The following is a 25708-nucleotide window of genomic DNA, read 5'->3' as shown; positions in this document are numbered from 1 at the left end:
CTAAGATTAGTTAGCTAATGCAGAAAAATGGAATGACATCGTGTATGCAGGTGTCACAATAACATCTTGTTGGAAAGGACTAGTGATTGCGCCTTCAAATTTCAAGGATTTGGTTTGTCCTGTATCGATAGTTGTCAAGTAAGTACGAGTATTCAAGAACTGTCCCGAAGCACTTTGTAAACGAACCGCTGCTTCATTTAGTGGTGTAAAGAACAAATCTTGAGTGATTCCAGTTGAGCTTGTCTCCGCAAAGCTATCTACTTCGATCATCACTCTATGTGAAGTTGAATTATTTGTCATTGCATATAATGGGGAAACGATCTCTGGTTGAGGCGTTCCGTCTTCTGCCATCGCATTTGCATATCTTACAGTCGTTGGGATCGTAATGTCGATATAGCGTTTATCTTCTGGATCAACTGGATCCCATTCTCCGATCCACCCTGAAACTTTAACATCAGCTTTATCATCATTTTTGATCGTTTGCCCCGGCGAATTGTCAGGTTGACCAGGAATCCATCCTAAATCATTGGCAGCAACATTCATTGATCCAAATCCCAAAGCGCTTAATAAAACTGTGGATACAATCGCTAAATTACTTAGCTTCTTCATATTGAATTTCTCTCCTTGCTGAAATAATCTATATTATTTCACTAAATTTTTTGTAGTCGTTCTTCTTTTTGATTGAATGTATAAAACAATCCTATCGAAAAAAGAGTAAGCAATAAACCGATCAAAGCAATTCCATTGGTCAAGCGTTCTCCGGTTTGTGGGAAATTAGAGGAAGAACCTTCACTTTTATTTGGTGTTGAACCTGTAGCTTGCTGTTCTTCATTTTGGGTACTCTGCCATGTGTCGTCTTGATTTTCGGAACTATTACTTAAATCACCGATCGTTGCTTCGACATGAACTGTTTGTATTTCTGATTGTTGAGCATGATAGACAGTTGGACTCATAAAGCATAACAGCAACACACCTATCATGTAATACATCGTCTTTTTTATCTTAACCTTCACCTCCTAATATAAACGACACGATTCCCACAAAACAATTATCCTTAAAAAACCAGCACTTTTAAAACCAAGTTTTACCGCCAGTTTGGTAAATAAAATAAGAATATATAGTTATTTATTTTAGTAACAAATATAATCCTGGCTTACAATAATTGACCAATACCCCATATATAAAAGTGATAAGATAGCATTATAGAGTCCTTATGAAACCAATAAATAACATATTATTTTAACCTATCAGTTTGTACTTTTCTTAATAATTCCCACCCAAAGAAATAATTGAGTAATATATCGCGGAACCGAATAAACTATCCTGAAACTATTGCCAACTGATTTTTATATAGTAGATCAAATCTCAGCAAGTTCATCCACTTTGATGTGATAGTACTCGACCAATTTATCAATGATCGCTTCATCTAAATAGTTAGAAATCCCAAGAGTAGGCACTTCAAAATAGTCATTGGAATATATATCTGTCAGAAGACAATCAAACTTCTTTAAATAATCATTTTGTATTTTTGTCGCAGGGTTGAGAATCTCTATATTGATATTATGTCGAAAATAAAATTTGATTTCCTCTTTGAGCATACGCATATGATCATAAGAACTATCTAATAATAGTGCGACATGGAGTTTTATCTTTTGCTTCCGTACTTGTACCCATAGATTTGACCAGGAAGTCAACAACTTGAAGACTGATTGATGGATCATTTCATCTAGATAGCTATGAAATACAGATCCTAATGTCTGATAAATCTCAAAAAATCGGTCTTCTAGATCTTTCACTAGTGTGGGACTGTCTCTTTTTACGTTTTGAAAAAATTCTCGTTTTTTATTATGTAAAATATAGGTGGGTCTTACCATATTCATGGTTGTCCAATAAATATCATGAATCAATTGATCACGATTCTCACAAACTATACCGAACTTATTTTCTAAGTATTCAATTACTTGATTTAGTTTATTTTTTTGATTTACAGCATCAACTTGGACATTTAAATATTGTAATCGTAAAGTTGGATGAATCGGTTGATAAAACTCATAGAAAAGTTGTTGGAGGTTTTCTTCTCTTAAATTGACGGCAAAATTTTCATTGATACGTCTTAAAAGTTCTGTTTCATTTGAGAAATGTTGGAAAATAAACGGTACATTCCTCGATAACAACTGATAATCTTGCTTCAAACGAATAAAAAAAATAAATAAATGAAATTTCATATTTCCTAAAAACAAGTGATTATCATTATTGACTAATGCCCAGATCGTATTCTCTTTTACAAATACTTCGATAATATCCGTGATCAAAGAGATATCATCGCTTTTCAGCAAATTCTCAGGTAAATTATATTTTTCTGCAAAGAAGGCAGAAAAAAAATCTCTAATATTCCCTTCATTACCTACAATATCGAGATGATTATTGATTTTAAATTCATATTTACTGATGACTTGATTGATTCGATTAATAATACGTGATACTTGTGTTTCAGATATGTATAAACTATCACTTAGGTCGTCTTTTGAACTTACTCTTCTAAAAAATAGTGTCTCAAGTAAGGTATATTCCAAACTTTTACTCAAAATTTTTGAATAGATGAATGCTTTGGGTGTTTTCAGATTTTTCTTTAGCAATACTCCTGATCTAAAGGAGGTTTCAATTGTCAACGGTGCAATCATCTCATTGATTTGTGAAAGATCATTTCGAGTTGTTTTTTCTGAGCTTTCGATCATTTCGGCTAATTCAGCTGTCGTCATCCACTGAGTATCCCATAATATTTCCAAAATCTTCAACTGACGTTTCAAACGTCCATCTAAGATTTCTCTCATTTCGTTTCCACCTCTCCCAACAAAAAATATTGAACGTCTACATTATTTTTAACATAATGATTTATCTAAAAATAATCTCAATCTACCGACTGCTTGGTAAAATAACGTTAGAACTTATAGGTAGATGTAATGAAAATGTCAACAATTCTATCATTCAAAAAATTGGTATATTTTAAAAATATTAAGGTATTCTCATTGATTCAGTGATCATTCTGTTTATAACCATTTTCAAAACAGATGTTTATCAATAATTTTTTGCTTTTTTATTAATTAAGAACAAGAAAAGATATGCCAGTATAGACATATCTAATAAATTGGATCATTAAACAGATTATATCACAAGTTCTTTTCTAAATAACTTCATACTTTCCTTTCTTTTTATGATAAAAGTATGTAATTTGTGAATGAACTCATTGTCGAAATAATGCGGGATGCCGATCACCCTCGGTTGTTCGATGGACCCTCGGATTGTACAAACATCTGTCAACACACAGTCATATTTTTCTAATTTTACTTGGCTGAACAGATCAAATGGTGACAAGATATCAACGGAGTACGTACTTCTAAAATGTATTTCGATTTCTTCCTTCAACATACGCAAATGACCAATAGGAACATCCAAGATCAATGCAGCTTTGATCTGATGGGTCTTTTTCATCTCGATCCTAAAATCAGACCACTGTGTAACCAAACTATATATCGATTGATACACCATATTTTTCTTATCAAACGGTTTAAGTTCAAGTTCTTCATATATTTCTGCAAAACACTCCCTTATTTCAAACATGATTGTTTGATTTTCATCCATTAATTCTAAAACAAATTCTTCAAGCACATTGTTCAATATGAAAGTCGGTCCAGTGATTCGAAAACTACTCCATAAAATGTCAGAAATCAATGTATCACTATGGGAGCACTCGATATTAAATCGTTGAGATAAATCTTTGATCAGTCGTTCAATTTTACTATGTAAGGAGGATTGGAAAATACCAAACTGTTGACAAGCTCCGATCACTTTAAAAGGTTCGCAATAGTTGGCAAATAAGTTGTATAATATGTCTTCATTTAGTTCAATTTCAAAATATTCTTTATATTTACGTTTTAATTCTTCATCATTCAAAATGATTTTGTAGCTAAAAACAGTTGCTTTTTTTTCTATAAAAGCCCCTTGCTTGCATCGATATAGAGCAGCTAGTACTTTCAAGTGTATTTTATTTAATAAAAAATGATGCTGGTCATTCGTTTCAATGATCGTTATGTTTTCCTCACAAAAACGTTGGATCAATTGATCGATCAAATCAAACTCTTCTTTTAAAAGAAGCGTTTGTGCTGAAAGATATTTTTCATACATCAAACTAGCAAATAATTTACGAATATTTATCTCTGAACCTACAATTGTCAATTCATGACTGATTTGTATTGAAAATTTTTCTAAAACTGAATTTAGTTTGGTCAGTAAGCGGTTCAACTGTGTCTCTGAGATAAACAAGCAATCACATAACTCACCTTTAGAAAGCTTCGGATTGAAGAAAATTTCTTCGATGATCTGGCATTCGATGCAATTTTGTAAAAACAAAGAATAAAGATGTGTTTTTGAGACTCCAAGTGTTTTATCCAAGAAAACACCGTGTTTAAAAGATGTTTCAATTGTAAGTGGTTTGATTATCTCATTTAAATGTTTGATATCCGTTCGTATCGTCTTTTCGACTCCCCCGATGACTTGGACAATTTTCGATACGGTCAACCATTCATTCTCCCACAGCAATTCTAATAAAGCTAATTGCCTTGTACTTTGTTTATTTAATATTCCTTTCATTTTACTCCCCCAAATCTAATAAAAAAGCACAGTAATAAACAAAAAAAATAACACCCCGTCTGTGATTTTTTCAATTTTTTCTTATATGATTATTCAATTTTCATTTAGATTTATCATTGAAATAAGATTTCAAAAAATATATGTACTATTACTTAATTATAAGTTTAAAATATAAATCGTCTTATGTCTATAAGAAAAATGAAGCTAACGTTAGATATTTTTAATTTACGGTTAAATAATATTAGTAATAATAAATGATCGAATAAAAGCATCCTAAAATCAACGCCTTCATTCGATCATATCTTTCTTTGATATTCTAATATGTTTTTAAATAACTTTTATTGAACTACTACTTCTTTGTGTCCAGTTATCTAAATAAGTCATAGTTCACCTGTCTAAAACATTCAAATCAACTCTGCTTTCCACTTAGAAATGCAAAGACATTTTCTCTGGAGATCGATCCAATCGGAATTTCTTGTTTATAGATGTTGACTGTTTCGACAGCTTCTAGTTGAGCAAATAATTGTTTTAATGGTGTATCAAGCTGAATCACTCTTCTTTGTTCAGTGATCTCTTTCTCAAAAAAACCAGCAAGTATAAGTTGTTCAACTGTCTGATCTTTTTCTTGGATCGATTCCTCGAAGAAACTACGTACAAAGTCATTCTTAGGATGCATCAATAATTGTCCTGGTGTATCACATTGGATCAATACCCCTTCTTTCATCACAGCAATGCGATCCCCTAGTTTAATTGCTTCTTCCATGTTATGGGTAACAAAAACAATCGTCGTACCTAATTCTTTATGAAGTGATAAAACAAGCTCCTGCAAGGAAGTTCTTGATAGAGGGTCCAACGCACTGAAAGGCTCATCCATCAAGATCACTTCAGGATTGGCTGCTAACGCCCGAATGATCCCTACACGCTGTTGTTCTCCTCCAGACAATTCTTGTGGCATTCGATCACGATAGACATCGGGATCTAAACCAACTTTTGCCAGTAACTGATCCGAAGTCTCGGCTCGTTTTTGTTTTTCCCAGCCTAACATTTCAGGGATCACTTCGATATTCTGTTTGACAGTCATCGTCGGAAACAATGCAATCTGTTGCAAGACATATCCCATTTGCCAACGCATTTTTTGCAAGTTATAGTCCTTTAATGATTTACCTTTGAAATATACCTCACCGTCACTTGGTAAAGAGAGCCCATTGATCATTTTTAGTGAAGTTGTCTTTCCACTTCCCGAAGGACCTACCAATACAAAGATCTCTCCCTCATTGATCGAAAGGTCTAATTGTCTAATTGCATACTTGTCATTAAAGGTTTTTTGGACGTTTTTAAATTCAATCAGTTCGGTCAATTGTTATCCTCCTTCACTAAACTTTGGTCAACCAAAAATTGTCGTGCCACTTCAGCTGGTTGTTTTTTCTCGACATTTACTTGGTAATTCATCGTTTGCATCTGTTCTTCCGTTATTTTACCGCTAAGTTTCTCTAAAGCTGCCACGACTTCTGGATGATCATTGGCAAAATCTTCATTCATCAATGGTGCGCCTTGGTAGGTAGGGAACAAGCCTCGGTCATCTTCTAAGACGATTAAATCGTATTGTTTCAGTTCACTGTCGGTAGAATAGGCATCAACTACATTGACATCACCATTATTTATTGCTTGGTAACGCAAACTAGGTTCCATGCTTTGGACACTCGGAAAATCTAACTGATAAAGTTCTTGTATCCCTTTGTACCCATCCGCACGGTCGATAAATTCTAACGTGAACCCTGCCTTGATTTGATTCTCGATTTTAGCTAAATCCGAAATTGATTTTAATTGGTGTTCATCCGCAAAGTCACGTTTAACAGCCAGAGCATATGTGTTTTGATAAGCCATCGGACTTAAAAGTGTCATTGAGAACTGTTCATTTAACAGTCTATTGGCCTCATGATAAGTTTCTTCCTTTGTTAATTTTTGGTCCTTGATTGATTCCGGAACTGTAACCAAACTCTCTAATACTGTTCCAGTAAACTCAGGATAAATATCAATTTGTTTGTTTTCTAAAGCGCTGAATAAAAAACTGGTTTTACCGAAATTCGGTTTTAATTCGACTTCCGCTTCGGTTTCTTCTTCGATCAATCCTTTGTACATCTGGATCAATATATCTGGTTCTGCACCAAGCTTACCGGCAATCGTGATTTTCTCTTGTTTTAAGAAACCAGTTTGATATATGGAAGCACCTGCGACTAAAGTCAAAATCAAGCCTAAAGTGATCATCGTATAACGAGGTTTCAAGTGTTGTAATAGACGGATCAAGCTACTGAAAATAATCGCTAACAAGGCAGAGCTGATTGCGCCGATCAAAGTTAAAACAGGTGTATTCCGATCGATCCCTAGTAAGATAAATGTTCCTAGCCCGCCAGCACCGATCAAGGCTGCTAATGTCGCTGTACCAATGATCAATACCAACGCTGTGCGGATACCTGAGATAATGACAGGCAGCGCGATGGGTAACTCTACTTTGATCAATCTTCGAAAACGAGACATCCCAAAAGCAACTGCTGCTTCTTCGATTGATGGATCAATTTCTGCTAATCCTATATAAGTGCTTTGAAATATCGGTAATAAGGCATATAAGATCAAGGCGATCAACGCCGGTAAAGTGCCGATCCCTACAAATGGAATCAATAATCCTAAAAGTGCAAGTGAGGGAATGGTTTGTAGCACACTCGTTACTTGTAACAAAAATTCTGCCATTCTTTTATGGTTGACTGCCCAAATAGCAAGTGGGATCGCAATCACTGCGGCAATCAATAATGCAATCAATGAAATAGATAAGTGCTGAAATGTTGCTGCGAATAATTCTTCTTTTCTCTCACTGAGCGTTTCGATAAACGTATTCATATGACCTTCCTTTCTGTTCTCCTTTAAGTATAAACATAGCGAAGTAAAACCCCAACTAAGTTGTTTTAAAAAAAACTTGCAATCGACTAGATGGTGAGAAGTGATTGCAAGTTTTGTTTTTGTATTTAGTTATTTTGAATCGTACGTAGCTCTATGTTGATAGAAGATTTTTTCATACCTGCGTTTTCGTTCATTTTGTCGATACTTTTTTTCATCCCACATCACAAACCATAATACAAACGAAGGTAAAAAAATCAATAATGCTGTTTGTAACCCATAATTACCTATAATAATTCCGAAAAATAAAATCAACAACATCGCACCAAAACGTCTCATTGATTGCATCTCTGATCACCTCTATTATTTTATACCGAACAATGGTTCGCTCTTTCATTATACGAACTATTGTTCCCGTTGTAAAGTAGAAGTTGGAATTAAAAAAAAACAGCCAGTAACTTTTAAAATCTCGTGGGGGAGATACTTGTTTACTGGCTTGTTCAATAATTATTATACTTTAAGTTGTGTGTCAGTGACCAAAAAAGTAAAAATCGGTTGTTTTAACATCATAATCGTTAAATTTAATAAAATAATTTATATTTTTTTATCTTTAAATACATTTTTTTATTGATCACACTATTTTATTCACTATTTTTTTATCCCCTAAATTATACAATACATATTTTTACAGAGAATCATTTTTGCTTTAAATGATTGTTTTACAAGGAATGATTGACCGAAATAAAATACACTTCATCATGTATATTTTTTCTATTTACCTATTGAATTTATAGAGCCATTCAGTGTAATATAAAGATTGCTGAAAATTTTCAAAAAGAAAAGAGGTTAGAGATGAAACAAGTAAAATTCTTATTAGACTTATGTGGAATTATTTTTGGGGCTGCTCTTTATGGATTAGCGGTTACCGGAATCAATCTCCCTTCAAAATTAGCTGATGGTGGTGTCACAGGAATTGCTCTTTTACTTAATCATTTATTTGGCTTTGCGCCTTCCATCACCTCACTGATCATAAATTTACCTTTATTGCTGATTTCCTTGTTTATTTTTGGAAAACATGCATTTATTCGAACGATCGTCGGAACATTTTCTCTGGTCTTCTTCTTGCATGTATGGGAAAATTTAAATGTCCACTTTGCTGTTGGAAATCTTTTAGTGAATAGTCTAATGACTGGCATTCTCTCGGGAATCGGTTGTGGCTTAGTTTTTCGTTTTGGTGGCAGCACTGGCGGAACAGATATCGTTTATCAAGCAATTGAAAAATATTACCATGTGAATATCGGGAAAAGTCTATTTATTATCACGTTTGGGATTTTAGTTGTGTCTTTGTTGTATTTGGATTTTACGCATTTTGCTTATACTCTTTTGAGTTGCTCAATTTTATCTTATACATTGAATAAAGTGAAGTACTTCCGCTTCGCTAATCCTTTCAAAAAAATCACAGCTCCATCCCCAACAGTCAATCAATTAGAACCTGTGGAAGATTCATATATAGATTGAACTCTTACCATAAAAAGCAACTGAGGTCGGAACAGAAGTGTTTGTTTATCGCCGTTTATTTGGTTTTAGGTGGTGCGAGAGAAACAATGTTCCAGACACAGTTGCTTTTTATAGTCATTCTTACTACTTGTCTTATCGATCCATTTTTCCACCGATGGTTTTGAACCCACCTGACAGAACGACTTTTCCTTGCTGGCTACCTTCACTCACCAGCTTCATCGCATGTTCAAGTGAAGCTCGGCTGATACCATCTGAGTAAACAGTTGTTACGTGGCTATGAAGTTTATTTTCTTCAAATAACTTTGTCAATGTCTCTAGGATTGTGCCTTGTGTTGCGATTTCTTTATTATGATCTGTTTTCGTGAAAACATACTCCCAATGGAAGCTGATTGAATCATTTTTATATTCATTCCAATCGATTTTCGCTTTTGTATTAACGATCATTCCGATATGCCCTAAAGGTTGAATGATTTTTTTTATTTCTGGTAGATAAGATTCAATATCATACAACACTGCGATATAGTCAACACCATCGCTCCCAGCTTGTTTTAACTGGTCATAAAGAGAATGATGGTAATCTATTGGAACATCTACGCCATTTTTTTCAAGCCATCCAAAATTTTGAGGACTAGCGGTTGCATACACTTTCATACCTGTCCACTTCGCTAGTTGCGTCATGATCGAACCAACACCACCTCCTCCATTGATCACCAAAAGCTCTTTTCCTTCATTTGCTTTTTCTTGAGGAACTAACTGAAATTTTTCAAATAGCAATTCATAGGCAGTGAGTGCAGTCAAGGGGATTCCAGCAGCGGCTTCGTCGCTAAGATTCTTAGGAGCTTTTGCAGCGATCCGTGCATCAACGATTTGATACTCTTGTTGACTCCCTTCACGTTGAGTCGTTCCTGCATAATAGACACGGTCATTCAGCTCAAACCCCTTTACAGCCGCGCCCATTTCCCGTACATAACCCACACTATCATAGCCGAGCACAGTGAACGTTTCTTCTTTGACGATTTCTCTTCGCTTTGTATCTACAGGATTGATCGAAAGTGCTACAACTTCGATCAATAAGTCATGTTCGTCAGGTTTTGGTACCATAGTATCTTCTTCAATCAATTGCGGATAAGGGGTCTTATAAGTAAAACCAAACCTTTTCATTGATGAGGGTCTATTTATCATTTTCCTGTTCCTTTCTACTGCAATAATATAGTTAGTCAAAAAAAAGCTGTTCCGCTCCAACATCCAGACATTTTTTTACAGGTCCTGCCTGTTTCTTATTTGTCTGGATGTTTGAAGGAACAACTTTTTCTCATACTTGATTACTCACTACTTATTGGAAATAACCATTGCCTTTCAAGGAATTACCTTGGTCATTGATCAGGCCTTCCAGCGAACGATCTAATACTCCATGAGTTTTCTTACTTGAACTTTTCTCTTGGTTCATTGTTACACCTTGTTTTCCATCATAGGGTGTATTTTCTGTTTCAAATAAAAGATACGCATTCTTTTCTTTTTTGATCGAAGCGAGCAATTCTTCTTCAGAGATTTTATTTTTCTTCGGATCAGAAATGATCGAAGCTGGTACGTATTTAGGTACAAAATAAGAACGTTCTCTTCCCGAACTATTGAATACACTTCGTGATTGGCTTGTTTTTTCTTGTGTTGGTCTCTGCTCTGAAGGGCTGGCATGACGAGTATAGCCAAAATTCGTCTGACTGTTTCGTTTTGTTTGTGTTTTTTTACTCTGTCTATAGTCTGGCAAATTTTGTTTATGTTTTGCTAGATTTGCTTTTTGTGTCGAAGCATGCCGAACATTGACTGTCGAATGAGGATTTTTTTGATTTTTTGAATAATCCTCAAAATGAAATTCATTGATTTGCTCGAACAATGGTTTGTCGCTTGTATCGGTCATCAGATCATCTTGTCCGTCAAACAGCACACGCCTATTTTCATTTTTTAACTTTACACCTATGTGATCATCGTATGCAGGAAAGCGAAAATGTTTTCGTTTGATTTCTGTCATGTAAACCATCCTTTTTAAGTGGACTTTCTCTTATAATAGCACAAATCGTCTATTTTCTATAGCTAAGCGTTAGTCTTATTTAACTTTCTTGTCGTTTCACGAATGATCAATTCTGGGAAAAAGTGACGGTAGCCTTGGCTTGCTCCTTTTTCAGTAATTTTCTTTAATAACATTTCGCCGCACACTTCCCCCATACGAATGATGTCTTGTTTAACGGTAGTCAGTTTTGGGGAACTAATTTGATCAAGAAATACGCCATCAAAACCAATAACGCCAAATTGTTCGGGTAACTGTCCGCCCACTTGTGTGATGCCACGAACGATACCAAGCGCTAAACGATCAGAACTGCAAACAAAACACGTTTTATCTAAAAATTCGTCCCAATGTTCTGTGATATATTTTTCTGGTGTGGTTGAATGATTATCAAAACGCAGCATTTTCGGAGTTAGCCCAGCCTCTTCCATCACTTTTAGATAGCCCGCTTCTCTAGATAGTTCAAAAGGTTCTGCCTCATCAATGCCGATATAAACAACCGTTTGATAACCAACTTCTAAGGCATATTGTGTCGCTTTGGCAGTCCCATATTGATTATCGCTATCAACATAATCATAGCCCATACGATTTTCACCAAATAACACGACTGGCTTTTCTAGACGATTGATCCAATCAAAATCTCTTTGACGCACGCCAGTGATGATATAACCATCGCAGGACCCAACGTCAAAAGCATCGTTGGTCACTAATTGCAAGGAATAGTGCTCTTTACCAATTCTTTTAGCAATCCCCATGAGTAGATTCATATAATAGGGTTCCGTGGTATCGATTTCCTCAAGTATAAACAACTTGATGATCTGTGAACGGTTCGAAACTAACGCTTTTGCTGCAATATTCGGACGATAATCCAATTCAGCCATGGCTGTAAAAACTAGTTCCTTTAGCTCATCAGTGACTTGTTCTGGATGATTGATCACCCGAGAAACCGTCATTTTTGAGACATTTGCTCGTTTAGCTACATCTGCCAATGTTGGCATAAAATCTCCCCTTCCATGCCTAATTCCATAACTATAGTCATTATAACAAAGATTCGTGCTAAAAAAGAGCAACTCTCACGTCGTTCTGAAAAAAAGTCTATCAAAGAAAAAAATTTCTCTTTGATAGACTTTTTACCTATTTAAACCTCTTACTTACTATATAGACGTAGCCATCATTTGGCTCAAAAAAACCGCTGCTTCATCCATCAATGGGACTTCTACCATATGACGTTTTTCCGAAGAAGCACGAAAGACAATTCCCTTACCATAAGGCTTATCTTGGTTTTTTTCGACAAATTTAGATACTTGTCGAAAAGGAATCTTTTCATCTTTTTCACCATGCCAGAAAAATAAAGGACGACCTGCTAATTTTTCTGGTTGTAAAGATAGATCATAATGGTTGACCCAAGAAATCAAATCAAAGTAGTCAACGGGCAACTTGTACTGAAATTCTTTTGCCCTATGTGAGATTTCTTCACCATATTCAAGTGGTGCTGGTGATCCCATCAAACAAATTCCGCCAGTGATTTCTGGGTGTTTGGCTAGCAATGCACAAGTGGTCATTCCACCCATTGACACACCACCCACAGCTAATTTATCTGAAAGAAGTTCACGTTTTTTTAGATGTTCAATCAATGTATCAAACTCGAATAGATTCCCGTAGATACTACTCCAAAAAGTAAAGGAAGGAATTTTTGAAACCGGTTGTTTACGCTCGCCATGATTCATCGCATCTGGAAGCAAAACTCGCATCCCTTTCTTAGCCATTTTTCTACCTTGAGTCAATACAAGTTCCTTGCTTGTCTGCCAACCATGATAGTAGATCACTACTGGGATTTTCTCTGTCTTCAACTCTTTTTTGACAACTTCTAATACGGGTATGTTTTTGATGGTTCGTTTCAAAATAATTGGATTCACTGATTGATTCACCTGATTTTCATTAAATTCGTTGACCGTAAAGTCAACCATAAACTTAGCATGACTTGTACAAGGCATAGTAGCCCAAATGTAATAGTATAAAAATCCATCCTCTTAACAAAGAATAACATGGCGAATATTCCTATGGTTCCTAATCCTATGGATAAGGCTGGAGAAATCGACATTTTAAAGAAGCTAGCCACACTACCAAAAATATTACCAATAAACACCATTAGAAAAAGAAAAATACTTAATATTACCCCATCAGTTAGTGAGATTGGGAATAACAAGGAATTCGCTTCAATGGGTTGTTGGATCGCATGAGTCCCTAAATACATACTGAGAAAAATACTACATATATGACTGACTCCAATGACCCTATTCATTCGCTTCATCGCGCTCACCTGACTCTCTTTATAATTCTATTATAATCATTTTATCATTTTTTTAAAGTAATAAACGTTTATTCTTTTCTTCAATCGCATTATTTCTGATATGATGAACATAGACGCTACTGAAAGGAGTTCTTATTATGTTCGATCCAAAAATGTTAGCGATGATCTTTTTCATTAATTTCGCTTACATCACATTAAATACCTTACGCTTTATGTTGACCATGAAAGGCTATCGCTACATCGCTCCATTAGTAAGTATGGTTGAGATCACTATTTATATCGTTGGTTTATCTCTGGTTTTAGACCGCTTAGATAATCCATTGAATTTATTCGTTTACGCATTAGGCTATGCTGTTGGGATCAGTGTTGGGATTGCCATTGAAGATAAATTAGCACTAGGATATATCATGGTAACGACGATCCTACCAGCAAATACTTCAGAGGATAAAAATTTACCGATCATTCTTCGACAAAATGGGTTTGGAGTAACACAAACGTCCGCAACGGGTTTAGAAGGTGAGCGGTTAGTCCTTGAGATTTTATCTCCACGTAAAAGTGAACGTGAGCTTTATCGCTTGATCAAAGAAGTCGAAGAACGCGCCTTTATTATCTCCTACGAACCAAAATATATTTCTGGCGGATTTTGGACAAAGAAAGTGCGGAAACGTCGAAGCGATGTGAAATGAATATTCACGAAGTAGGCGATGATCGGAACAATTTATTTCATCCGACCATCGTCTATTTATTTGTTTTATTAAAAACCATCGACAATTCCTCATCATTTTGTTATTATATTGTATATCATTAAATTTATGGGAGTACTTATGGAAATACAACAAAAAACAACGACCTATCTACATTGGGGATCTGTTTTTGCCGTTTTGAATGCTTTACTTTTTTTCTTTTATGCTTATTTTAAGACTTCAAGCATCCCATGCAATTCATTTGGCTGGTTATTGCTTGACCATTCCGAGCTAAACCAATCGACTGACAACCCAACATTCTTGATTCTTTCTACTTTCTGCGGCTTTATCTTCTCGTTATGTTTTGCCGCCTATTTTGCAAAAAAAAAGATGAATACATTTAATGAAGTAAATATAATTTTCGTGATACTGAAATCACTGAACCTTTTAACAGCTATGCTCTATACGGTTGATCAAGATTCACTTTTTTTCTTCATTATTAACGGTTTAGTTGTGATTTTAACGATATTTATTTTCTTTATTTTTTCATTGATCACCAAGCAATTAAGAATGCCAATGGTCATACAAACCAGCACCTTTTTCTGTTTTTGTTATAGTCTCGTAGCACTATTCATCCTAGCCTTTGCGCCATCGATCAATTCTGCCAATATCCAAATCACTAGTAATGTTCTAGATATCTTGTTTATTGGGAATTTGGCTTATATGATGCGGCATTTTCGTACAACAGCATGAGCCTAATGAGATCTGTACAGGAATGTTTAGCCTCGAAAAATCAGGCAGCATCCACAAAAATTATTTCCTAATTTTTGTGGATGCTGCCTGATTTTTCGAAGAGGTTCCTTCTGTTCCCACTTTTTTCGGTTTTAGTCGGTGGAGTCCCCCACAATTGTTGAGGTCATATTTTCTTGATATAAGAATACGATTTTAAATCCAATTGCTGCATGACTTCGACCAACGCTTGTTCTTTAATAAAGGCGGCTTGCATCGGTGTCTCCGTTGAAGGTTCATATTTTTGTAGCAATGCGTCATTCCTATCCTCTGTTACAGGCAAGAGCAATTGATATTGCTCCTGTTGGACAACAACCCCCGCTAATAATAAAGCATCTAAAAAAATCGACTCACGGCGTTTTTTGTATTTGTTTTCACAAATCCGTTCGATAATCACTTCTATTTGGTCAAAAAAATAGGTTTCATTCACATCGCCAATCAACTGGCCTAGTACCTGAAATTCCTCAGATAGTGGAGTTTGCTGTTTTTGAAGGTGGAAGTACGTTGGTAAAGATACCACCTCTTCTCCTTGGGTGAGCGTCCTGAAACGATAGTTTTCATTTCCTGCTTCCAACCGCACAATCGTAGGGACTGAAAAAGTAGTTGCATAAAAATAAGGAGATGTTCTTTCATGACAGAAATCCCAAATTTCTTCTGATAAGAAGAGATTTCTACGGTGTTCTGGTTGTTTCATTAATTCATTGACCAATTCTTTAGTCAGTTGATTGATCTCTGTTTGGAAATCTCCTTGGTCATAGACCGGAAAAGCACAGCGATAGCGGCGATTTTCTCGGAGGATCAAACCACTATCGATCATTTGATCAAGAAAGTGTTCCATTTTCTTTTGGGGAAATGCTTTCTTTAATTGGCGTAAAATCACCTCTTGCGAGCCTTGTTCGATCAAATAGTCGATCATTGGTTGGAAGAGGGGATGTTCAATTAGTTTTCGTTTGTTCTCTAAAGAATAAAAATATTGCATATCTGTTTACCTGCTTTCTATGTGACACCTTGAATGAAAAAAGCGGGAGGTCCCAGTCAACTGGTTACACTCCCACTCCCTTCTTCCAATCTCATTGCCTAATTGAAAACTTCTGTTAATTGAGGTACCACTTGTTTTTTACGTGAAACGACCCCTTGTAAAAATGCGCGATTGTTTTCTAACTTCACGCCAAAAGCTTGTTCAACTTGTTCTTTTCTTTCGCCAGCAATCAATAATTCTGAGTTGCTGTTCAAGATGTCTGTTACAACAAGAACAAAAAGATCATAACCATTCGTCGCGATCTCTGTTTGCATAGCAGTTTCAAGTTCAGCTTGACGATCCATTACTTCATTTAGATCAACTGTATTGATTTGAGCGATACGAACACTTGCTTCACCCATAGGGAAACTTTTCGCGTCTAGATCAAGTAATACTTCTGCTGGTTTATCATTTAGATTTGTACCTGCTTTCAACATGTCTAAACCATACGCCTCTAAGTCTACACCAGAGATTTCAACTAGCTCTTTTGCAGCCAATTGATCTGCTTCTGTTGAAGTTGGTGATTTGAACAACAATGTATCTGAAATGATTGCTGATAACATGATTCCAGCGATTTCTTTCGGAATCTCAATTTGATTTTCTTTAAATAATTTTAAAATGATCGTACTTGTACAACCTACTGGCTCAGCACGATAATACAATGGATTCGCTGTTTCAAAGTTGGCGATACGATGATGGTCAACTACTGCTAAAATCGTAGCTTCCGCAATATCTACTACGCTTTGTTGGAATTCATTATGATCGACAAGCATGACATCTGCTTGCTCCTCTTTGATCGATGTGATCACACGAGGCGCCTCTAATTTGAAGTAATCTAGTGCAAATTGTGTTTCTTCACTTGGCGTGCCTAAAGCGACAGGCTCAGCATTTACTCCTAATTGATTTTGCAAATATGAAAACGCAATCGCTGCTCCAATTGCATCTGTATCAGGATTTTGATGACCAAAAACTAAAACTTTTGACATTTGACTCGCTCCTTTTTGTTTTCTCCTATTCAATAATAGCAAAAAAACGGAAAGAAGCAATACTTATCTTCCTTCCGTTCGCGTCTATCTGGTTAAATACTTTGTATAATCTTCGATATGAAGAAGACGCTTTGCATTTTCTACTCGTTCTTTTGTCGGTGGTTCGATTCCTTCTAATGGATACGTCAAACCAAGCGTTTCCCATTTGTATTTACCCATTGTATGATAAGGAAGGATTTCCACACGATCGACATTTTCAAGTGTTTTGATGAATGCATCAAGGCGGATCAAATACTCATCATAGTCACTACGTTCTGGGACTAACACATGACGAATCCAGACAGGTTTCTTGATATCTGAAAGATACTGAGCCATTTCTAAGATATTTTCATTGCCCCAATGAGTTAATTTTTTATGTGCTTCGTTATCGATGTGTTTAATATCGAATAACAGTAAGTCCGTATAGTTCATCAACTCTTCAAAACGAGAAAAGAAAGGCTCATCATGGCTAAATGGTTTTCCACATGTGTCGATTGTTGTATGAATACCACGTTCTTTCGCCTTTTGGAATAATTCAATCAGAAAATCGATCTGCAATAAAGGTTCACCACCACTGATCGTGATCCCTCCTTGTTTACCCCAATAAGAACGGTAACGTTCTGCTTGGTCTAAAATTGCATCTGCGGTATATTCTTTTCCTCCACCAATATTCCAGGTGTCTGGATTATGGCAAAATTCACAACGCATGCGACAACCTTGCATGAAGACGACAAAGCGAACGCCTGGTCCATCTACAGACCCAAATGTTTCAATCGAATGGACATAGCCTTTTGTTTGTTCTTCCATTTTTAATCACTTCTTTTCTTTAGTTTCTTTCGTTATGAGCCACGGACAATGTTACGACTTCTCAACACGCTGTGAAGAGGAGAACTATCTGCTTGCCTCTAACAAGATATACATCCTTTTTTTACATACATATAGTTGTAAAAAAGGAAGACAAAAGCTCATGCGGAACTTTTGCCTTTCCTTTTTACACTGCATTAATTGTCTTACATTCTGTCGTGTGATGTTCTCATTAATACGTCTAATTGTTGTTCTCTTGTCAAGTCACGGAATTTAACCGCATATCCAGAAACACGGATCGTCAAGTTTGGATATTTCATTGGGTTTTCCATTGCATCACGCAATAAGTCATTACTGAATACGTTCACGTTCAAGTGGTATGCTCCTCTTGAGAAGTAACCATCTAAGACGTTACGTAAGTTGTCGATTCTTGTTTCTTCATCTTTCCCTAAACCGGAAGGGTTGATTGTTTGTGTATTAGAGATACCATCACGAGCGTGTGCATAGTTAAATTTCGCAGTTGAGTTCAAGCTTGCAAGTAACCCATTTTGTTCTGCTTGATAACTTGGGTTTGCACCAGGTGCTAAAGGTCTACCAGCTTCACGTCCGTCAGGTGTATTGCCTGTATTTTTTCCGTAAACGACATTTGATGTAATCGTTAATAATGAAGTTGTCGGAGTTGAATTACGGTAAGTTTTATGACGTTTGATTTGACCCATGAAGTATTCTAAGATCCATTCAGCGATCTCATCGGCACGGTCATCGTCATTACCATATTTAGGGAAGTCACCAGCTACTTCAAAGTCAACTGTGATCCCTTTTTCATTACGGATTGGTTTAACTTGTGCATATTTGATTGCAGACAAGCTATCCGCTGCGTGAGAGATACCTGCGATACCTGTCGCAAATGTACGTTTCAAGTCAGTATCCATGACAGCTAATTGTGCTGCTTCATAAGAATATTTGTCGTGCATGTAGTGGATGATGTTTAGCGTATTGACATAAAGCTCAGCTAACCAGTCCATGATGTTCATGAAGTTGTGTTTCACTTCTTCAAAGTCTAATGTGTCACTTGTGATCGGACGATACTCAGGACCTACTTGTGCGCCTGTCATTTCATCCACGCCACCGTTGATCGCATATAATAATGCCTTAGCTAAGTTTGCCCGTGCACCGAAGAATTGCATATCTTTACCAACAACCGTTCCAGATACACAACATGCAATCGCACAGTCATCTGAACCCCATTGTTCACGAAGCAAGTTATCATTTTCAAATTGGATCGAAGAACTTTCGATCGCAATTTTACTTGCATACGTTCTGAAGCCTTCTGGTAAGTTTTCTGAGTATAAAACAGTCAAGTTTGGTTCTGGTGAAGGTCCCATATTTGTCAATGTGTGCAACATACGGAAATCATTTTTTGTCACTAATGAACGTCCGTCTAAGCCCATACCAGCGATTGATAAGGTTGCCCAGATTGGGAAGCCAGAAAACAATTGGTTGTATTCAGGCGTACGTGCAAATTTCACCATACGTAATTTCATTACTAAATGGTCGATTAATTCTTGTGCTTCTTTTTCAGTGATCACACCGTTGTCTAAATCACGTTGGATATAAATGTCTAAGAATGCAGAGATACGTCCGATCGACATAGCTGCACCATTTTGAGATTTGATTGCTGCTAGATAACCAAAGTATAACCATTGAACAGCTTCTTTTGCGTTTGCAGCTGGTTTTGAAATGTCATACCCATATTTTGCAGCCATTTCTTTCATTTGTGCTAATGCACGATATTGTTCTGAAATTTCTTCACGAAGACGGATGACCTCTTCACTCATTGTATGGTAGCCTGTATTGTCATGGTCTTTTTTCTTTTGAGCCATTAAATAGTCGATTCCGTACAATGCGATACGACGGTAGTCACCGATGATGCGGCCACGTCCGTAAGCGTCAGGAAGTCCAGTGATGATCTTGTTTTTACGTGCAGCACGCATTTCTGCGGTATAAGCATCGAATACACCTTGGTTATGTGTTTTTCTCCAGTCTGTGAAAATGTGTGTTAACTCTTCATTTGGCTCATAGCCGTTACTTGTTAACGCATGATTCGCCATGTTGATGCCACCAAATGGCATGAATGCTTGTTTCAAAGGAGTTTCAGTTTGCAGACCGACGATTTGTTCTAAATCTTTGTCTAGGTATCCCGCCTCGTGAGAAGTGATTGTTGATACGACATCTGTATCCATGTCATACACACCATTACGTTCAAATTGGATATCATTCAATTTTTGTAATTTTTCCCACAAATTTTCTGTTGCTTCAGTAGGTTTTTCTAAAAAGCTGTCATCACCGCGGTATTCTGTATAGTTGTTTTGAATAAAGTCACGTGTATCCACGCCTTCTTTCCACTTAGTTCCTTTAAATCCATTCCATTGTTCCATCGTATGGACCTCCCGTTTCTGTTTTATGTAACAGTTTTTACGTGATAAGTATAACACATGTCGCCTTCAATGCAAGGGTTTTCTTGTTTTTTTGTTAACAAATAAAGCGAATATAAAATAATAACCGTTATTAATGCTTTTATATAGGCATTTATCTATTGTGAATCTATTCATATTTTGTTTGTGCAATCCTTAATTTTGTGTTAATAAATAAAAATAGCTGACAACTGTAATAATACAGTTGCTAGCTATCCTACAAAAAACTATAACAGTTATTCCTTGATATCCATCATCGGAGAATCAATCACTATTTGTACTTCTCCGCCTTTTTTCTCATCTAAAACAAATGAACCGTTCGACGTACGATCACCGATTGGATAATCTGTCGGATCGATCGGTAATTCTTGTCCTTTTTGATTGATCAATGTCATCGTTTTGGCGTGACCCTCTGACATATAGATCACTCGATGTGGTTGTTTCTTCAATTCTCGCAATACAGTCACACCTCGTTTGGCACGAGAAGTCTGACTGATTTCTTGTGCAAGCATTCGTTTTACTGCCCCACGCTGGCTGACAATAACGACAGGCGTATCTCCTTCTGCTAAGACAAGTAAACCATTAACGATATAATCTTCTTCTTTCAAATTGATCGATTTGACACCTGCAGCCTTCGTTCCAACGACTGGCACTTCAGTCAACGGATAACGTAGGCCCATTCCTTGATGCGTAACAAGGAAAACATCACGATCTGTTTGCTCTTTTTCAAGATAGACAGCCACTAATTCATCTTCACTGGCTTTTAGCTTCATGCCACTCAATGGTCGACTCTTATACGTACGCCATGGTTCAAAATCTGTCATCCGCGTCTGTTTGATCAAGCCGTTTTTACTGATAAATACAAATGTTTTTTCGGAATCGATTTTCTGATAGGGGAATACCGCTAAAATCGATTCATCAACAGCTAGATTCACTATCGTTTGTGAGATATGCTCACCAGCATCTTTCCATTTCAAATCTGGTAGTTCGTGGACTGGTCGATAGATCACATTGGCTTTATTGGTGACCAGTAACAAATGATCTAAAGTATTCAGTTCCCCAGCATATAGAAGATAGTCTCCTTCACGCATACCGATTTCTTCTGGTTTTGACGCACTATAGGAACGAAGGCTTGTTCGTTTCACATAGCCTTCACGTGTGACACTGACAATGACATCCTCTTGCGCAACTAATACTTGTGTATCGATTTTGATTTCTTCGATTTCATCTTCGATCATCGTCAAGCGAGAAGAAGCATATTTCTTCTTGACTTCACGTAGTTCTTTTTTCATGACAGAAAATAATTCTTTATCGTTTGAAAGGATTTTATTTAATTCAGTAATCAGAGCAATCAATTCTTGCGATTCACGACGGAGTTCAGTAATGTCTGTATTCGTCAAACGATAAAGCTGTAACGTAACGATTGCTTCAGCTTGTTCTTCTGTAAATTGGAACATTTTAACTAAATTATGCTTCGCATCTTTTTTATCTTTACTCTCACGGATCGTTGCAATGACTTCATCTAAAATCGATAGAGCTTTCATCAGCCCTTCGACGATATGTTGTCTTCTTTGCGCTTTCTCCAAGTCAAACTGACTACGTTTGGTGATCACTTGTTTGCGGTGCTCGATGTAACTACTTAAAATATCCTTCAACCCTACTTGATGAGGAGTCATATGATCGATTGCCACCATATTGAAGTTGTAGTTGATCTGTAATTCGGTATTCTTGAATAAATAATTCAAGATTCCTTGAGCGTTAGCGTCTTTTTTCAATTCCACAACGATCTGTAGACCCGTACGATCACTTTCGTCACGAACTTCTGCGATCCCATCGATTTTCTTGTTCAAGCGTATCTCATCCATTTTTTTAACAAGTGTCGCTTTGTTCACTTCATAAGGAATCTCAGTGATCACGATTTGTTGCTTGTTTCCTTTGATAGATTCGATCGCCGTTTTTGAGCGTAGGATCACTTTTCCACGACCAGTTTCATAAGCTTTCTTGATTTCATCTTTTCCTTGTAAAATGCCCCCAGTTGGAAAATCAGGACCTGGAATGAATTCCATCAATTTGTCTAAGCTGGCTTGTGGATGGTCGATCATATAGACAGTTCCATCGATGACTTCAGCCAGATTGTGTGTTGGTATCTCCGTCGCATAACCCGCAGAGATACCTGTAGAACCATTGACCAACAAATTCGGGTATCTTGCTGGTAAGACCGTTGGCTCTTTTTCAGTGTCATCAAAGTTCCAAACAAGATCAACCGTATTCTTTTCGATATCCGCGAGCATCTCACCACTTAGCTTCGATAAGCGTGCTTCTGTATAACGCATTGCTGCTGGTGGATCTCCGTCCATACTCCCGTTGTTTCCGTGCATTTCTACGAGTACTTCTCGGAGTTTCCAATCTTGGCTCATACGAACCATTGCATCATAGATACTGCTGTCACCGTGGGGATGATAATTCCCCATGATATTCCCGACAGATTTTGCTGATTTACGGAATCCTTTATCAAACGTATTGCCGTCTTTGTTCATAGCAAATAAAATACGACGTTGAACGGGTTTCAGACCATCACGGATATCCGGCAAAGCACGTTCTTGAATAATATACTTCGAGTAACGTCCGAAGCGGTCACCCATCACTTCTTCTAACGTTAATTCTTGGATTTCTTGATGTTCTTCCATTAGGTGACCTCCTATTCTACCTCTACTGATTGTTCATTTTTGTTTTCTTCTGCGCGTTCTTCTTCTAATAGGTCATTAGAAACAGACGCGGAAGTCTCAGTTTCTTCTTTTTTGTCTAGAATACTACGTTCTTCTTCTAAGCTGAATTGGACATGGTTTTCGATCCATTTACGACGTGGTTCGACTTTATCTCCCATCAAGGTGGTTACGCGTCGCTCTGCTTGCGCAGCATCATCGATCCTCACCCGGATCAAAGTCCGAGAGGTTGGGTCCATTGTCGTTTCCCATAACTGCTCCGCATTCATCTCACCAAGACCTTTGTACCGTTGCAACATATAACCTTTACCGACAGTCTTAATGATTGCAGCTAATTCGTCATCGGTCCAAGCATACTCGATTACTTGTTTTTTCCCTTGGCCTTTAGATACTTTATATAGCGGCGGTAAAGCAATGTAAACCTTCCCTGCTTCGATCAATGGTTTCATATAGCGATAGAAAAATGTCAACAATAAGACTTGGATATGGGCACCATCGGTATCCGCATCGGTCATGATGATGATCTTGTCATAGTTGCAATCTTCAAGTGAAAATTCAGGGCCGACACCGGCACCGATCGTATAGATCATCGTATTGATTTCTTCATTTTTTAAGATATCTTGCATTTTTGCTTTTTCGGTATTGATGACTTTTCCTCGAAGTGGCAATATCGCTTGGAATTTCCGATCTCTCCCTTGTTTGGCTGATCCACCGGCTGAATCTCCTTCGACAAGATACAATTCATTTTTCTTAGGGTTTCTCGATTGTGCAGGTGTTAATTTTCCAGAAAGTAATGATTCGCCCTTTTTACGTTTTTTGCCGTTACGGCTTTCTTCTCTGGCTTTACGAGCGGCTTCCCGTGCTTCTCTCGCTTTGATTGCTTTACGGATCAGCATTTGACTCATTTCGCTATTTTCTTGCAAGTAGAAGCCCATTTGTTCGCTCATGACATTATCAACGACGGAACGAGCAATCGGTGTACCCAGTTTTTCTTTCGTTTGTCCTTCAAATTGTAGCAAATGTTCAGGCACCCGGATCGACAAGACTGTCGCAAGTCCTTCACGGAAGTCACTACCTTCTAGGTTCTTATCTCGTTCTTTCAACAAGCCTACTTTACGGGCATATTCATTGTAGGCTTTGGTCATTGCTGTTTTCATGCCGACTTCATGTGTCCCACCATCTTTTGTTCGCACGTTGTTAACAAACGACAGGACATTTTCAGAATAGCCATCATTGTACTGATAGGCCACTTCTACTTCGATTCCTTCTTTTTCACCAGAGAAATAGACTACTGGCGTCAACGTATCTTTTTCTTCATTTAAATACGCAACGAATTCTTTGATTCCTTCTTCGTAATGAAAGACTTCTTGAACTGTTTCGTCACCTCTTAAATCTGTCAAAGTGATTTCTACACCTTTTAACAGAAACGCAGACTCTCTTAAACGTTCAGATAACGTATCATAGGAAAATTTTGTGGTTGAGAAAATACTATCATCTGGTAAGAAATGAACAGACGTACCATTGGCTTTCTTCGTTTTTCCAATTTTTTTCAACGTTCCGTCTGGTTTTCCACCTTGTTTGAATGTTTGTTGGTATTCGATACCATCTCGGACGATTGTCACTGTTAACCATTTAGATAAAGCATTGACGACACTGGCACCTACACCATGAAGTCCACCAGAAGTTTTATATCCTCCTTGGCCAAATTTACCACCGGCATGTAGCACAGTGAAAATAACTTCGACCGTTGGTATCCCTGAAGCATGCATGCCAACAGGCATACCACGTCCACTATCCGTAACAGTCACACTGTTATCCTCGTGGATCGTCACAGCGATTTCATTTCCGTAGCCTGATAAAGCTTCATCTACGGCATTATCAACGATTTCATAGACTAAATGATGCAAGCCTCGGCTATCAGTCGACCCGATATACATCCCTGGTCGTTTTCTTACTGCTTCTAATCCTTCAAGAACTTGGATCGAGGCATCATTGTATTCATTTTTAATTTTTTTTGCCAAGGCAAACGCTCCTTCAATAATACTTGCGATATAACCGCACCACGCTTATCATACTAGAAAAGTTCTCAAAAAAAAAGAGGGAAGGTCAGAATTGCAAGAAACAACCAACTCTCCCACTTTTTTCTCTTTTCTCTCAGCTTGTCAGTGGTAACGATCACTTACTCTTTTTGATAACAGGTCAAAACATTTTCTCATCACCCAGCTAAATTGTTTGCCAGTAAAAGTGGCACTAAGTATCAGAAAATGTGCTTCTGTTACTCCTGTTTTTTATTGTTCCATTTTTGCTAATTCGATCTTGATGCAGCGATCCATGACGATATCATTTCTTCCAGCTGCTTGGAGCATTTCAGCAGCTTCTTCATTCTCAATGCCTAACTGTGCCCAAAAGACTTTCGCATCTGTTTTCAGAAAATCTACCGCTACTTCTGGTAAAAACTCACTACGTCGGAAAATATCCACGATATCAATAGGTTCACTGACATCTGCCAGCTGAGCGACAACGGTTTCGCCTAACACTTCTTCCCCTGCTAATACTGGATTGACTGGAATGATACGATAGCCGTGTTCTTGTAGTAATTGTGCGATCTGATAACTTGTCCGTTCGGGCTTATTACTTAAACCAACGACCGCGATCGTTTTTGCTTCTTGAAGATAGCGAAAGATATTCGATTGTTCTGGATTTTTAAATGACATATGGATGACTCCTTTCCATCATTCGATTTTTTCGATTGTTTGAAGCATTCTTTC

Annotated in this window: 22 protein-coding genes; 3 read left to right on the top strand and 19 right to left on the bottom strand. The window is 37.1% G+C overall.

From position 1 onward, the window contains the following. Positions 1 to 6 precede the first annotated feature (6 nt). From CYK55_RS05625 to CYK55_RS05595, 7 genes are all read right to left on the bottom strand, one after another. Positions 7 to 609 (bottom strand): hypothetical protein, encoded by a 603-nt coding sequence (locus tag CYK55_RS05625; protein ID WP_034687844.1) that lies wholly within the window; start codon positions 607 to 609, stop codon positions 7 to 9. A gap of 41 nt (positions 610 to 650) precedes the next feature. Next, a complete protein-coding gene (locus CYK55_RS05620; protein ID WP_034687846.1) occupies positions 651 to 989 on the bottom strand; it encodes an LPXTG cell wall anchor domain-containing protein in 339 nt (112 codons plus the stop codon). A 369-nt stretch (positions 990 to 1358) separates the two neighbouring features. Next, entirely contained in the window at positions 1359 to 2831 is a 1473-nt protein-coding gene (locus CYK55_RS05615; RefSeq protein WP_034687847.1) for a helix-turn-helix domain-containing protein, read from the bottom strand. A gap of 331 nt (positions 2832 to 3162) precedes the next feature. Then, complete coding sequence (locus CYK55_RS05610) at positions 3163 to 4647, bottom strand: helix-turn-helix domain-containing protein (RefSeq protein ID WP_034687849.1); 1485 nt, start codon at positions 4645 to 4647, stop codon at positions 3163 to 3165. A 409-nt stretch (positions 4648 to 5056) separates the two neighbouring features. Further along, positions 5057 to 6004, bottom strand: coding sequence for an ABC transporter ATP-binding protein (locus tag CYK55_RS05605; RefSeq protein WP_034687851.1), 948 nt, complete (start codon positions 6002 to 6004; stop codon positions 5057 to 5059). Beyond that, on the bottom strand, positions 6001 to 7539 hold the full coding sequence (locus CYK55_RS05600) for an ABC transporter permease/substrate-binding protein (RefSeq protein WP_034687853.1): 1539 nt from the start codon (positions 7537 to 7539) through the stop codon (positions 6001 to 6003). The genes CYK55_RS05605 and CYK55_RS05600 overlap by 4 nt, the downstream gene beginning before the upstream one ends. Before the next feature lie 129 nt (positions 7540 to 7668). After that, positions 7669 to 7884, bottom strand: a complete 216-nt coding sequence (locus tag CYK55_RS05595) for a hypothetical protein (RefSeq protein ID WP_034687855.1) — start codon at positions 7882 to 7884, stop codon at positions 7669 to 7671. A 504-nt stretch (positions 7885 to 8388) separates the two neighbouring features. Here CYK55_RS05595 and CYK55_RS05590 point away from each other — a divergent pair. Next, entirely contained in the window at positions 8389 to 9054 is a 666-nt protein-coding gene (locus CYK55_RS05590; protein WP_034687857.1) for a YitT family protein, read from the top strand. A 132-nt stretch (positions 9055 to 9186) separates the two neighbouring features. On the opposite strand, the gene CYK55_RS05585 is transcribed toward CYK55_RS05590, so the two are convergent. From CYK55_RS05585 to CYK55_RS14010, 5 genes are all read right to left on the bottom strand, one after another. Further along, on the bottom strand, positions 9187 to 10233 hold the full coding sequence (locus CYK55_RS05585; RefSeq protein WP_425321190.1) for a zinc-binding alcohol dehydrogenase family protein: 1047 nt from the start codon (positions 10231 to 10233) through the stop codon (positions 9187 to 9189). Positions 10234 to 10387: 154 nt separating this feature from the next. Next, complete coding sequence (locus CYK55_RS05580) at positions 10388 to 11080, bottom strand: hypothetical protein (RefSeq protein WP_126134030.1); 693 nt, start codon at positions 11078 to 11080, stop codon at positions 10388 to 10390. Between the two features lie 62 nt (positions 11081 to 11142). Then, positions 11143 to 12111: a LacI family DNA-binding transcriptional regulator gene (locus tag CYK55_RS05575; protein WP_034687860.1), complete on the bottom strand. Its 969-nt coding sequence runs from the start codon at positions 12109 to 12111 to the stop codon at positions 11143 to 11145. A 156-nt stretch (positions 12112 to 12267) separates the two neighbouring features. Further along, on the bottom strand, positions 12268 to 13029 hold the full coding sequence (locus CYK55_RS05570; RefSeq protein WP_034687862.1) for an alpha/beta fold hydrolase: 762 nt from the start codon (positions 13027 to 13029) through the stop codon (positions 12268 to 12270). An 8-nt stretch (positions 13030 to 13037) separates the two neighbouring features. Beyond that, positions 13038 to 13424, bottom strand: coding sequence for a hypothetical protein (locus CYK55_RS14010; protein ID WP_034687864.1), 387 nt, complete (start codon positions 13422 to 13424; stop codon positions 13038 to 13040). A 137-nt stretch (positions 13425 to 13561) separates the two neighbouring features. Between CYK55_RS14010 and CYK55_RS05560 the strand changes: the two genes are divergently transcribed. Next, complete coding sequence (locus CYK55_RS05560; protein ID WP_034687865.1) at positions 13562 to 14110, top strand: DUF2179 domain-containing protein; 549 nt, start codon at positions 13562 to 13564, stop codon at positions 14108 to 14110. A gap of 138 nt (positions 14111 to 14248) precedes the next feature. Beyond that, positions 14249 to 14860 (top strand): hypothetical protein, encoded by a 612-nt coding sequence (locus tag CYK55_RS05555; RefSeq protein WP_034687866.1) that lies wholly within the window; start codon positions 14249 to 14251, stop codon positions 14858 to 14860. A gap of 163 nt (positions 14861 to 15023) precedes the next feature. Here CYK55_RS05555 and CYK55_RS05550 read toward each other — a convergent pair whose 3' ends face one another. The 7 genes from CYK55_RS05550 to CYK55_RS05520 form a co-directional block, all read right to left on the bottom strand. Continuing rightward, positions 15024 to 15875, bottom strand: coding sequence for a DUF1803 domain-containing protein (locus CYK55_RS05550; RefSeq protein ID WP_034687868.1), 852 nt, complete (start codon positions 15873 to 15875; stop codon positions 15024 to 15026). Between the two features lie 98 nt (positions 15876 to 15973). Beyond that, positions 15974 to 16900: a manganese-dependent inorganic pyrophosphatase gene (locus CYK55_RS05545; RefSeq protein WP_034687869.1), complete on the bottom strand. Its 927-nt coding sequence runs from the start codon at positions 16898 to 16900 to the stop codon at positions 15974 to 15976. An 84-nt stretch (positions 16901 to 16984) separates the two neighbouring features. Further along, positions 16985 to 17746: a pyruvate formate-lyase-activating protein gene (gene pflA, locus CYK55_RS05540; RefSeq protein ID WP_019724233.1), complete on the bottom strand. Its 762-nt coding sequence runs from the start codon at positions 17744 to 17746 to the stop codon at positions 16985 to 16987. Positions 17747 to 17949: 203 nt separating this feature from the next. Beyond that, on the bottom strand, positions 17950 to 20181 hold the full coding sequence (pflB, locus tag CYK55_RS05535; RefSeq protein ID WP_034687870.1) for a formate C-acetyltransferase: 2232 nt from the start codon (positions 20179 to 20181) through the stop codon (positions 17950 to 17952). A 272-nt stretch (positions 20182 to 20453) separates the two neighbouring features. Further along, positions 20454 to 22904: a DNA topoisomerase IV subunit A gene (gene parC, locus CYK55_RS05530; protein ID WP_126134029.1), complete on the bottom strand. Its 2451-nt coding sequence runs from the start codon at positions 22902 to 22904 to the stop codon at positions 20454 to 20456. Positions 22905 to 22915: 11 nt separating this feature from the next. Beyond that, positions 22916 to 24961: a DNA topoisomerase IV subunit B gene (parE, locus tag CYK55_RS05525; protein ID WP_034687873.1), complete on the bottom strand. Its 2046-nt coding sequence runs from the start codon at positions 24959 to 24961 to the stop codon at positions 22916 to 22918. A 267-nt stretch (positions 24962 to 25228) separates the two neighbouring features. Continuing rightward, positions 25229 to 25654 carry a CoA-binding protein gene (locus CYK55_RS05520; RefSeq protein WP_034687875.1) on the bottom strand — a complete coding sequence of 142 codons (426 nt, stop codon included), beginning with the start codon at positions 25652 to 25654 and terminating at the stop codon, positions 25229 to 25231. Between the last annotated feature and the right edge of the window lie 54 nt (positions 25655 to 25708).

The sequence above is a fragment of the Enterococcus mundtii genome, from assembly GCF_003957375.1.
In the GTDB taxonomy this organism is placed as follows: Bacteria; Bacillota; Bacilli; order Lactobacillales; family Enterococcaceae; genus Enterococcus_B; species Enterococcus_B spodopteracolus.
Note: the sequence above shows the minus strand (reverse complement) of the source record. Positions and strands in the feature narration are given on the sequence as shown.